This window comes from Methanoculleus sp. UBA208 (assembly GCF_002498065.1).
Lineage (GTDB): Archaea > Halobacteriota > Methanomicrobia > Methanomicrobiales > Methanoculleaceae > Methanoculleus.
The window spans coordinates 18,000-28,840 of record NZ_DAFZ01000060.1; the positions used below are offsets into that span (position 1 = coordinate 18,000).

The window sequence follows — 10,841 nt, forward strand, 5'->3', positions numbered from 1 at the left end:
CCAAAATGGCCGGAATCACGATCCTTCCCCGACGTGTAGACGATTGTCACAGAAAACGTTAATAAGAGACTGTCATAGTCTGCAGTAGAACGCCGCCAGAACAGCCCCGGCGGGGGTGTGAAATGATACGAACGGAGAATCTTACGAAGGTATACAATGGAAAAACGGCCGTCGACGGTCTGGATCTCGAGGTCGGGGAAGGCGAGATATTCGGTTTCCTTGGCCCGAACGGAGCGGGAAAGAGCACGACGATCCTGATGCTCACCGGGATGATCGAGCCCACCGGCGGGCGATGCCTGGTCGACGGGATCGAGGTCGCGAAAGACCCGCTGAAGGTGAAGGAGATCATCGGTTACCTCCCCGAAGACGTCGGGTTCTACGGGAACATGACCGGCGAACAGAACCTGGACTACTTCGCCCGGTTTTACGGGATGGACGCGAAAGAGAGAAAGGAGCGGATCGCGGAACTGCTCGAACTCGTCCACCTCGACGGCGTCGTCCAGAAGGCCGGAGAGTACTCCCGCGGGATGAAACAGCGGCTCGGGCTTGCCCAGGCGCTGATCAACGATCCGAAGGTGCTCTTCCTCGACGAACCGACGGCAAACCTCGACCCCGAAGGCGTCCGGGAGTACCGGGAACTCGTCGAGCACCTCGCCGGCGAAGGGAAGACGATCTTCGTCTCCTCCCACATCCTCTCCGAGGTCAGGGTGGTCTGCCGGACCGTCGGGCTCCTTGCGAAAGGAAAACTTGTCGCGCAGGGGACGCTCGAAGAGGTCGCCCGGGCGCTCGCACCCTCGGACGGCGATGCCGTCCGTATCGTCATTGAGACCCGGGAGCACCTGCCGGCGATCGACGACCCCGCGATCCTGTCTGTCGAAGGGAACGCCAACCGTGCGGTCGTCCGGGCGAAGGCCGATATCCGGGACCGGCTTTCCGCGGCCCTCTTCGAGCAGGGGCTGCACGTCCGCGAGATGCGTCTTGAGGAGCCCGAGATCGAGGACGTCTTCATGGCGGCCTACCGGAGGTGACGGAATGGCGCTCGATCGATTGTTCAACGTAGCACGAAAGGAGTTCTCCGACCACATCACCAGCAAGCGGTTCATCATCATCCTCGGCCTGTTCCTCGTGATATCGGCGATCGGCATGCACTCGGGCATCGAGAACTACAACACCATGCTTGAGTCCTACAGCCTGCAACTCCAGCACATGCAGGACCTCGAAGGCCCTTACGTGGGCTGGATGCCTGAAAAACCCTCGATCATGCTCGTCTTCAGCTCCATGATGAGTTACATGACGATGCTCGGCGGCATCCTTGCCATCGCCATCGGGTTCGACCTGGTCTCAAAGGAGAAAGAGACCCGGTCGCTGAAGTCGCTCCTCTCCCACCCGGTCTACCGCGACGAGGTCATCAACGGCAAGGCGCTCGGGGGCATCGGCGCGCTCGGGTTCGCCATGGCGCTCGCCCTTGCCATCGCGCTCGCGATGCTCCTCCTCTTCTCGATCGTCCCGACGGTGGATGAGTTTGCCGCCGTCCTGGTCTTCGGGGTGGTAACGCTTGGGTTCCTGCTCGCCTACTTCGCCATCGCGCTCATGATGTCGACGGTCGCAAAAGAGAGCGGGAACGCGCTGATCTATACCCTGGTGATATTCTTCGCCGTCTCCTCGCTCCTTCCCATGTTCGGGATGATGGCTGCAAACGCTTTTGCAGGCGACCCCCCCGAGCCGCCCCAGATGCCTCGCATGCCTCAAGAGATCGTGCGAACTGCGAGCAGCGGGGGGTATTCCACCACCAGCGTCTCGCAGAGCGTGGTATACGGCGGGACCGAAGACCCGGAGTGGAAGGCTTATGAAGAGGAGATGAAGACCTATATCGAGAAACGGAGACTCATCAGCGACATCTCGAGCCTCCTCTCGCCACAGAGTAACTACCAGACCATTGCGATAGCGGTGACGCAACCGCAGATCTTCTCGATGATGCAGTCGCCTTACGATACAGCACCCGAGGAGACGACCGGCCTTGCCGGTGCTCTCGGCAAGGTCTGGATGAACATCGCCGCGCTCATCGTCTTCCCGTCGGCCTTCTTCGCCGCGACCTACGTGAAGTTCATGCGGATGGATATCAGGTGAGACGATGACCGAGAGAAGAATCCTCGTAATCCTCCTCATCGCGGCGCTGGCCGTCCCGGGAGCAGCGGCTGTAGGAACCGGGACGCTGCAGACGGAGATCCGGTGCGATTTCCCCGGCGAGATGATCGAAGCAGGCGACACCGCCGTCTTCGATCTTGCGGTCACGAACCTGGGAGATACCGGGACATGCCTCCTCAACTACTGGACGTTCCGCGGCACCGACAACTGGAAGATCCGGTTCGAGGCCGACGATCGCGAAGTCTACCGGATGCTGATCCCGGCCGGCGAGACGAAGACCGTCCGCCTGGTGGCCGAGACCTCCGGCCATGCCGCGGTGGGGGAGTACCCCATCCGGGTAGGCATCGGCGAAGGGACGATCTGGGTCTACGTCAAGGTCACGAAGACCCACAGCGGTGAGATGGGAACGCTCGAAGCCACCGTGGTGGACAAGGAGGGTAATGTGGTGAAGGGCGCCGACGTCGGCCTCTATGACCGTGATACCCGGATCGAGGGGATGCTTGCGACCGCCGAAGGCAAGGTCTCCATCGGCGCCCCGATGGGCACCTACACCGTAAAGGTCACCCGGCCCGGATACCGGCCATGGGAGAAGAAAGGCGTCGAGATCCGGATCGGCCGGACGGTCGACCTCGGGATCGTGCCGCTCGAAAAAGAGAACTTCTTTGCCGAGATCCGGGTGAAGTCCCCGTCCCGGGTAGCGGCGATCGGCACCAACCCACAGTACGAAATGACCCTGAAGAACGCGGGCAGAAACGACGATACCTACACTCTCTCCATCCAGGCCCTCCCAGAGCAGTGGTACGCCCGGTTCAAGGAGAGCAGCGGCGCCACCGAAGAGGTCTCGGAGATCTACGTCCCGTCCGGTGAGGAGAAGACTCTCTACCTCGACCTCATCCCGCCCTACTCGGTGGGTGTCGGCGAGTACAATTTCACGGCGGTGATCGGGTCTTCCGCCCGGGAGTACGAGGAGAACCTGACGCTCCGGCTCCGGGGGTCCTACGATCTGCGGACCTACGCGAAGAGTTACCGCCACGAGATCGACCGCGGCGACACCCTCACGTTCGATATGACGGTTACGAACGCCGGCGTCGGGGGAGCGCTGACGAACATCGGGATCAACATGAGCGCACCGGAAGGGTGGCGGGTGACCGTCGACCCGGCGTCGGTCGCGAGCCTTGAAGCCGGCGAACGGGCGACGGTGCAGGTGACGGTGGTCCCGCCGGCCGATATCGTTGCCGGCGAGTACAAGGTCGTCGCCGTAGTGAAGAGCGACCAGGACGCAGAGGAGGACGAGTACCGGATCGTGGTGAAGGAGCAGTCCTATGTCGCGGTGCTCGGCCTCCTGGTGATGGCCGGGGTCGCCGCGGGGCTGTGGTACATGTTTAAAAAATACGGGCGGCGGTGAGGCCGAACCCCTGCAACTCTTTTTTGGGCCGGCGCGTCGGTCACTTGAAATTACTCCCGGATTGCGAGGTTGCGGTTGTAGAGGTGACTGAGCGCCGTTTCCTCTCCAGAGATTGTAATGCATAACGCAGGTTTCTACCTCGTAACGGCTCAGCCCGAGGTGCCGTAGTGCTGCGGCCGCTGTTTCCCCTACCACGAGCATTTCGACCGGGCCTGTAAAAAAGTGCAACCTCGCCGGTTGCAGAACTTATATTCTGCACAGGAGAGTACCTTCCTAGTACCGGCCGGATGCCCGGTGTAAATCATGTGGTGATACCTGTGAACAGTTCGATCTTCCTTGTCTTTGCTATCCTCTCGGAGGTGCTGGGAACAACCTGCCTGAAGCTCTCCCGGGGTTTCACCGAGACTCTCCCAACACTCGGTGTCGTTGCTTTCTACGGGAGCGCCTTCTACCTCCTCAGCCTTGCACTTCGAGAGGTGGAGGTTGGTGTGGCCTACGCGGTCTGGTCGGGGGCCGGAACCGCGCTGATCGCGCTCATCGGGATCGCCTTCTTCGGTGAGGGTGTCAGTTTCGTGAAGGTGGGATCGCTTCTCCTCCTCATCACCGGTGTTGTCGGGCTCAATCTCTCCGGCGGGATGCATTGATCTACCCAAACCGGGCTCTGCCTTCCGGCACCAGGATCTCGAACCGGGCACCTTTTCCTGGCTCCCCGCTCTCCCGTATGGTTATCCCGGTGATCGAAAGGACCTCTTTTACCAGGAAAAGCCCGAGCCCCGTGTGGCTCCCGAAACCCCGCTCAAATATCCGCTGCTTATGCTTGGCAGGGACGCCGACACCGTTGTCCTCCCAGACGATCCGGACACCGCCGCCGTCCGGCACGGCCGTGACCCGGATCTCCGTCACGGTCCTGCCGTACCGCATGGCGTTCTCCAGGAGGTTGTAGAAGACAGACGAGAGGAGCGTATCGGCGTAGACGGAAATTCCATTGAGACCGGTGGCAAACCGGATCCCGGCCGGCCGGAGCGCTTTTGCCGCCGCCGTGACCAGGGGTTCGACGGGGAACCACCGGGGGGCCCGGACCCCGAGGTCCTGGTAATCCCGCGTGAACTCGATCTGCGACTGTATTATCTCGACGGCGACCTGCTGCTTCTCGAGGGCGGCGGCGACGGGTGCATCAAGCGGCTGTTCCCGGAGGAGGGCGATGTGGTCGAGCACCACTGTGACCTGGTTTAATAGATACTTCTCAGTTAGGGTGTAAAGAGATTAAAAGCCGGTCCTTGAAGAAACACGGTAAAAATGCTCCCGTGAATGGCGCATGGCGCTGGAAACCTCACCGGCGCCGGTCGCTCACTCCGGGGTTCCCCTGTACTCCCGCATCAGGGCGTCGCCGTAAGCCTCTCTCTTCTTTGTCGGGATGTAGTTGAATTCCCCGGCCCATCTGAGGAGCTCGGCGCGAATCGCGGCGTCGTCCTCGAGGTGCAGGTCCCGCACGCCGGCGACGATCAGGTCGAGCTGGTTGATGCCGATCTCCTTCCCGTCCACGAGGACCGTCCTGATCTTGATCGCGTCCGGCCGGATCCCGCCGCAGACGGTGCAGTAGTCGCCTTCCTTCTCGTTCGTCACGCTTATCACTCCTTGATCATCGTAAGCGACATCTTGAACCGGGTTACGGCCGAGAGGGCGTGGGGGACGTTCGCCGGGAAGATGATCGTCTCCCCCTCGCTCATCTGGTGCGTCTCGCCCGCGACCCAGACCTCGCACTCCCCGTCAAGGATTGTCACCACCGCATCGTAGGGCGCGGTGTGCTCCGAGAGCCCCTCGTCCTCGTCGAACGAGAAGAGCGTGATGCTTCCCGCCGGCTTGTTGACGACCATTCTGCTTGCCACGGTCCCGTCCTGGTACGCGACGAGGTCCGCCAGCCGGAGGACCTTCCCCTGCAACTCTGTACGCTTCTCTTCAGACACTTGTTGCACCAGCCTTTTCCTTAACTCTGTTTTCCGTCTATTTACTCTTCTCTCCCAGCCCGCGTGTAGGTGAGCGCCCCCTCCACCGGGCAGGCATCCGTGCACCGGCCGCAGAGGTAGCATTCGCCGGGCCCGGCGGACGGATTTGCTGCCCCGGTCGGGCACGCCCGCTCGCACTTCCCGCAGCCTATGCAGGCATCCGTCCGCCGGAGCCGGTAGACGGCCTTCGATGCCGCGGGGGCGAGCAGTGCGCCGTAGGGGCAGACGTAGCGGCAGAACGGCCGGTAGACGACGGAGGAGAGGAGGACAATCCCGAGGAAGACGAAGAACGAAACGCTCGCGACCGCGAGGTTGAAGAAGGCCGAAAGACCCATGAGGGCAAGGAGGTTCACCGAGAGCCCGAGGCCGGCGGCGAGGAAGACGACGAAGACGCCGGCCCTGACCGCCGTCGGGACCCGGCTTTCGGCGCGGCCGCGCTTTGGGGCCGGCAAGAGGTGCATGAGTTCCTGGACGGCGCCCGCCGGGCAGACCTGCCCGCAGACGATCCGGCCGAATACGAGGGTGAGGACGATGAAGGCGAGCAGTCCTGCGAGTGCCATGGGAAGCGGCGAGCCGAGCGCCGCTGCATCCCCAAGAACGAGAACCTGGAACTGGTAGGGGAAGACCGGCGCAAAGACCAGGAACCCGAAGAGTGCCGAGGCCGCGAGGAACGGCACCGCACGCCGCCGGGTGAACCGGCCGGAGCGCCAGAGCCAGACGAGGGCGGCAAACGCGAGAATGCCGTAGACGAACCCTGCGGCTTTCGGGATCAACTCAATGACCATCTGTGCCCTCAGAGCAGTTTCGTCCCGGTCGTCGGTCGCGGGACCTTCACCACGAGCACCCGGAAGGTGCGGTCGCTCTCGTTCATCCAGCGATGCGGAATCTTTGCCGGGCTCTCGACCAGGTGATCCTTCCCGACCTCGGCACGCTCGTCGCCGATCTCGACGATCCCCGTGCCTTCGAGGACGTAGAAGAAGACGTCCACCGGGGTTATGTGCTTCTTGAGCGATTCGCCGGGGGCAAGCGTGATCACCACCGCAGTCGCGTGCTCGGTGTCGTAGACCTTGCGAGCATCGACATGGTGCGGGTTTTCACTGATCGGTTCCTTTGCTACATCGACAATCTTCATATCGTTCATCTCCGGATAGTCTCATCTCACTCATCCCTTATAATTCGTCCAGTAGTTCGCGAGGCTTTCCTGCCGCCTCCGCTCCTCCCGCCGGGTCCGCATCTCCGGGAATGTCGGCTCCGCGCTCTGGACCGCCGGGCAGTAGGGGCAGAGGGCGAACGGCACGTCGTCGGCCAGATCCCTGACCGGGCAGAGGTAGGTTCCCTCCCATTCGTCGACGATCTGCCCGCCGGGAAACGGGGTGCCGACCGGGTGAGCGGGCTCCTCCACGACAAACATGGTGAACGCGGAGAGGAGGTATTTCAGGTAGAGGTACTTCGGGTCCTTCTCCCGCGCCTTCGCGGTGCAGGCCTCCGCCACCATGGCGGCGTAGCCGCCGAGCGCCGGGGCCGGGGGGTCGTCCAGTTCGCGGCCGCCGCCGTTCCGGGAGAGGAGGAGCAGGCGGTGGTGCGCCCCGAAGATCTCCTCCCTGACACTCGAAAGAAGGCGGTCGCGGTAGCCCTCCGGGAGGTGGCTCACTTTGCGCTCGAACCGGGCGTTCATCGCTTCGAGGTCGCGAAGGTCGAATGCCGCCACTTCGCCTGCGATGATACGGAGTAGGTCCCCCTTCGTCTTTGCGCCCTGCATCCGGCGGCACGCCGCCCTGACGGCCTCTGTCGATATTGCTCCCCCGCGTTCCGCCTCCTCCCCGCTGTCTTCGGCGAAGGGGTCGATGAGGAGGGAGCAGACCTCGCCGGGACCGGCTCCGGAGCGGCCGCGGCCTTCCCGGCCGATGAACCGCCGGATACGCTCGAGGATCGCTCTTAGCCGCATGGTGTCACCGGAGAACTCCAGTGAGAAGATGAGACGCACGAAGGTTTAACTCTCGTGTAACTCTCATAGTAACAACAATGGACGACCTGATCCGGAACGTCACGGCGCTCGGGCTGACGGAGTACGAAGCCCGGGTCTACGCGGCCCTTGTCGGGATCGGCGAGGGGAGCGCCCGCCAGATCCACGAGGCGAGCGGGGTCCCGCGCCCGAGGGTCTACGATATCGCCGAAGGGCTTGCCGGCCGGGGTTTCATCACCGTCCGGCGGGGGAGCCCCCACGTCTACATCCCGGCCGAGCCCGCCGTCGTCATCCACCACTTAAAAAGTGCCGTCGATGCCGCGGCGACAGCGGCGGTGCAGGGTCTCGATGCCCTCTCGCTCGACGCCCGGTCGAAGAACTCGCCGATCTGGTATGTGCAGGGCGAGTGGAGCATCCGGCGCCACGCGGAGTCGCTTGCCGCGGGCGTCACCCGCGACCTTGCGGTCGTCTGCCTGGATTACCGGGAGATCGGCGAGTTCGCCCGGCTGATTGCGGATGCGTCACGGGACCACCCGGTGAGCGTCCTCCTCCCGAACGGGAAGCGCGGGATCAAAAAGCCGCTCGGGGACGCATCGCTCCATGTTCCGAAACCCTTCTGCACCTTTTTCCAGGAGAATATATTCGAGAAGGTCTACTGCGGCCCGATCCCTGTGGACGGGTCGGCGTTCCTGCTCGAGTACATCTTCATCGCCGACGACCGCGTCTGCATGATCGTCTACCGCCAGGACGGGGTCCGTAACGCCGTCGTGATCACCCTGCCGTTCATCACCTGCGTCCAGAGGCAGTTCGTTAATCGGATGATCGCGAACGCCGATTGCATCAGCGGCCCGGCGGAAACCGGGACCGGGGTACGGCCTCCCTCCGCGTAACCCCTGCCCCTACCCGGATCGGGCGGAGTCCAGGGGTATGTAGGGTGCGAAGGTCAGGACATCCTTTCTAACGGCATCGAACCCGACCCGCTCGACGAACCGTGCGGTCCGCTCTCCCGGTCTGGCGTTCTCCCGGTAGTACTCGAGCAGCCGGCGGACCAGATCGAGGGCCTGATCTTTCGTGAGGTCTTTTGCGGAGACGTCGCCGATCCGGGGGCGGCCGCCGGAGTTGCCCCCGAAGATGACTGTCCAACCTTTCGCGTTCCCGACGATGCCGATATCCCTGAGATAGCTCTCGCCGCAGCACCGGGGACATCCGGAGATCCCCATCTTGAGTTTTGCCGGCAAATTCATGTCCTGGTAGAGTTCCTCGGCCTCGAGCCCGAGGGCCAGAGAGTCCTGCTTGCCGTATTTGCAGGTCACCGTTCCCGGACATGCCTGGACGTAGTGGACGCAGGGCGCGGTCGCCTGCCCGACAGTCATCCCGAGTTCGTTCCAGATGCTCTCGACGTCCTCTTCTTTGATGCCCACGAGCACCATCCGCTGTCCCGACGTCATCTTGATGACGGGGATCTCGTAGCGCCTGACGACCTTGACGATGCTCTCCAGGTGCTCAGGGCTGACGATTCCTGCGGGCGTTCTCGGCACGATCGCGTACGACGTGCCGTCTCTCTGGAGGATTGCTCCTCTGGGTCCGTTTTCCATGCACTTTTCACCCCTCCGGCATAGTCGGGTGCGCCGGATATGAATCAGCCATCGCTGTCCGGAGGGAAAAGGGTGGTGTCACCCTGCGAGGTACACCCGCTCAGGGACTCCTGTACGGCCCTTCGCCCCGCGAGCGAAGACGCCAGAGGATCACGATTGCCGCCAGGAGCACGATGTTCACGGCGAGCAGGGGCAGGTTTTCGGGGCTCCCGGCGTAGGCGAGGAGACCGACCGGAAAGAGTGTTGCGGAGATGATGGCGGTCAGCACGGAGGCGGCAAGGAAGACCGGGAACGTTTGTTCGTAGCCCGGCGCTCTGAAGCCTTCAAAGAGGGGCTGCTGCAGGAGGTACGACGCATAAGCGACGGCGAGCACCAGAGCGATGTACGCCGCCATTGCCGGGAGGAACCGCCTGCCGAGGGCTTCGCTTTTGATGAGGAGGTACAGGACGGCGAGGGGGGAGGCGCCGACGAACGCGGCCATCCAGATGGTGGCGTTCACCGCGAGGCCGAACGGAGGGTCGAATCCGGCCAGGGCGAGTGCGCCGGGCTGGGTGAGAACGAGGAGGAGAAGGTTGATCAGGAGAAAGTCCGCTCCCGTACGGTGCCCGGAGTCCATTCAAGTTCTCTTTCCACTGTCATACCTTAAACGCTTTCCTTTTCCGTCCGCCGGCAGCCTTATTTTCCCTCGATATACCGTTTCAGCGCCACGGCGTTGTTGTGCTCCTCGTCCCGTGCAGCGTAGAGGAGCGTGACGGTCCCCTCCCCCGCCTCCCGCCGGAGCCGGGCGAGTTCTTCCTCTTTTCCTTCGAGTTCGGCCCGGTAGCGCCGGAGAAACTCCTCCCACTTCGCCGGGTCGTGCCCGAACCACCGCCGCAGTTCGTCGCCCGGTGCAAGGTCCTTCTCCCACCGGTCGAGCAACGCCCTCTCCTTCGAGATCCCTCGCGGCCAGAGCCGGTCGACGAGAATCCGGGCCCCGTCGTCCTTCGAGGGTTCTGCGTAGATCCGTTTTGTGCGTATCATGGGCACCGATACGGCACCCCCTCACTTAACCCTGTCCCCGGTGGTAACCGGACCCTTACGGCAAAGGATTCCTGCCGGCCGGGGTTCTCCGGGGCGCATGGTGAATCCCTGCGAAAGGTATATCAAGCCCCTTTCCATCCCCATGCCCCGTATGAACCGATTTTCGAGACTCCTGATCCTCACCCTGGCGATAGGGTGTGCAGTTCTCTTCTCCGGGGCGGTCGCCCAGGAGTATGGGGGCACCCCGGCCGCGACCCCGGCCGGGAACGAGACCGCCGAGGCAAACGTCACCATCGTTGAGCCCGTGGAGGGCGCTAACGTCACTGCCGGGAACGTCACGGTGAGCGTGAACGTCACGAACTTCACGCTGGTGGAGCCGACCGGGCAGGCGAACGCGGCGGGCGAGGGGCACCTGCACTACTACCTGGACGCCCCGGTGCCGACGAATGCGAGTGAACCCGCCATCCCGGAGACCGGCGGCTATGTCGTCTCCGCGAACACTTCCTACACCTGGGAGAACGTGACGGCGGGTGAGCACAACCTCTCGGTCCAGGTGGTCAACAACGACCACACGCCGATCATCCCGCTCGCATTCGAGACGGTCAACGTCACCGTCGACGGGAACGCGACGACGGTGAACATCACCGCACAGGACAACGCCTTCGACCTGGAGACCGTCACGGTGCCGGCGGGGGCGAACGTGACGATGG

At 63.2% G+C, this 10,841-nt stretch carries 14 protein-coding genes and 1 pseudogene; 6 read left to right on the plus strand and 9 right to left on the minus strand.

Annotated elements, in window-relative coordinates; translation table 11 throughout:
• Positions 1 to 122 precede the first annotated feature (122 nt).
• The 4 genes from BRA62_RS06745 (at position 123) to BRA62_RS06760 (ending at position 4,194) form a co-directional block, all read left to right on the plus strand.
• Positions 123 to 1,028: an ABC transporter ATP-binding protein gene (locus tag BRA62_RS06745; RefSeq protein WP_292365808.1), complete on the plus strand. Its 906-nt coding sequence runs from the start codon at positions 123 to 125 to the stop codon at positions 1,026 to 1,028.
• Positions 1,029 to 1,032: 4 nt separating this feature from the next.
• Positions 1,033 to 2,127 (plus strand): ABC transporter permease, encoded by a 1,095-nt coding sequence (locus tag BRA62_RS06750; RefSeq protein WP_292365809.1) that lies wholly within the window; start codon positions 1,033 to 1,035, stop codon positions 2,125 to 2,127.
• Positions 2,128 to 2,131: 4 nt separating this feature from the next.
• Positions 2,132 to 3,550 (plus strand): NEW3 domain-containing protein, encoded by a 1,419-nt coding sequence (locus tag BRA62_RS06755; RefSeq protein ID WP_292365810.1) that lies wholly within the window; start codon positions 2,132 to 2,134, stop codon positions 3,548 to 3,550.
• A gap of 317 nt (positions 3,551 to 3,867) precedes the next feature.
• A complete protein-coding gene (locus BRA62_RS06760) occupies positions 3,868 to 4,194 on the plus strand; it encodes a DMT family transporter (protein WP_292365811.1) in 327 nt (108 codons plus the stop codon).
• Between the two features lies 1 nt (position 4,195).
• Here the strand turns inward: BRA62_RS06760 and BRA62_RS06765 are convergent, their stop codons facing one another.
• The 6 genes from BRA62_RS06765 to BRA62_RS06790 all read right to left on the minus strand — a co-directional run bounded on the left by BRA62_RS06765 (position 4,196) and on the right by BRA62_RS06790 (position 7,498).
• Positions 4,196 to 4,765 (minus strand): sensor histidine kinase, encoded by a 570-nt coding sequence (locus BRA62_RS06765; protein WP_292365812.1) that lies wholly within the window; start codon positions 4,763 to 4,765, stop codon positions 4,196 to 4,198.
• A 132-nt stretch (positions 4,766 to 4,897) separates the two neighbouring features.
• On the minus strand, positions 4,898 to 5,173 hold the full coding sequence (locus BRA62_RS06770) for an NAC family transcription factor (RefSeq protein WP_292365813.1): 276 nt from the start codon (positions 5,171 to 5,173) through the stop codon (positions 4,898 to 4,900).
• Between the two features lie 5 nt (positions 5,174 to 5,178).
• Entirely contained in the window at positions 5,179 to 5,514 is a 336-nt protein-coding gene (locus tag BRA62_RS06775) for a cupin domain-containing protein (protein ID WP_292365814.1), read from the minus strand.
• Positions 5,515 to 5,555: 41 nt separating this feature from the next.
• Positions 5,556 to 6,338 (minus strand): 4Fe-4S binding protein, encoded by a 783-nt coding sequence (locus BRA62_RS06780; RefSeq protein ID WP_292365815.1) that lies wholly within the window; start codon positions 6,336 to 6,338, stop codon positions 5,556 to 5,558.
• An 8-nt stretch (positions 6,339 to 6,346) separates the two neighbouring features.
• The gene (locus BRA62_RS06785; RefSeq protein ID WP_292365821.1) at positions 6,347 to 6,685 is read right to left on the minus strand and encodes a cupin domain-containing protein; all 339 of its coding nucleotides are present in this window, start codon (positions 6,683 to 6,685) and stop codon (positions 6,347 to 6,349) included.
• A gap of 30 nt (positions 6,686 to 6,715) precedes the next feature.
• Entirely contained in the window at positions 6,716 to 7,498 is a 783-nt protein-coding gene (locus BRA62_RS06790; RefSeq protein ID WP_292365816.1) for a DUF2115 domain-containing protein, read from the minus strand.
• Positions 7,499 to 7,575: 77 nt separating this feature from the next.
• On the opposite strand from BRA62_RS06790, the gene BRA62_RS06795 reads away from it, so the two are divergent.
• Complete coding sequence (locus tag BRA62_RS06795; RefSeq protein WP_292365817.1) at positions 7,576 to 8,406, plus strand: TrmB family transcriptional regulator; 831 nt, start codon at positions 7,576 to 7,578, stop codon at positions 8,404 to 8,406.
• A gap of 9 nt (positions 8,407 to 8,415) precedes the next feature.
• On the opposite strand, the gene BRA62_RS06800 is transcribed toward BRA62_RS06795, so the two are convergent.
• From BRA62_RS06800 to BRA62_RS06810, 3 genes are all read right to left on the minus strand, one after another.
• Positions 8,416 to 9,111 carry an NAD(P)/FAD-dependent oxidoreductase gene (locus BRA62_RS06800; RefSeq protein ID WP_292365818.1) on the minus strand — a complete coding sequence of 232 codons (696 nt, stop codon included), beginning with the start codon at positions 9,109 to 9,111 and terminating at the stop codon, positions 8,416 to 8,418.
• Between the two features lie 100 nt (positions 9,112 to 9,211).
• On the minus strand, positions 9,212 to 9,727 hold the full coding sequence (locus BRA62_RS06805) for a hypothetical protein (protein ID WP_292365819.1): 516 nt from the start codon (positions 9,725 to 9,727) through the stop codon (positions 9,212 to 9,214).
• Between the two features lie 59 nt (positions 9,728 to 9,786).
• Complete coding sequence (locus BRA62_RS06810; RefSeq protein WP_292365820.1) at positions 9,787 to 10,131, minus strand: DUF488 domain-containing protein; 345 nt, start codon at positions 10,129 to 10,131, stop codon at positions 9,787 to 9,789.
• Between the two features lie 151 nt (positions 10,132 to 10,282).
• Between BRA62_RS06810 and BRA62_RS06815 the strand changes: the two are divergent.
• A pseudogene (locus BRA62_RS06815) lies at positions 10,283 to 10,841 on the plus strand (hypothetical protein); the annotation flags it as partial.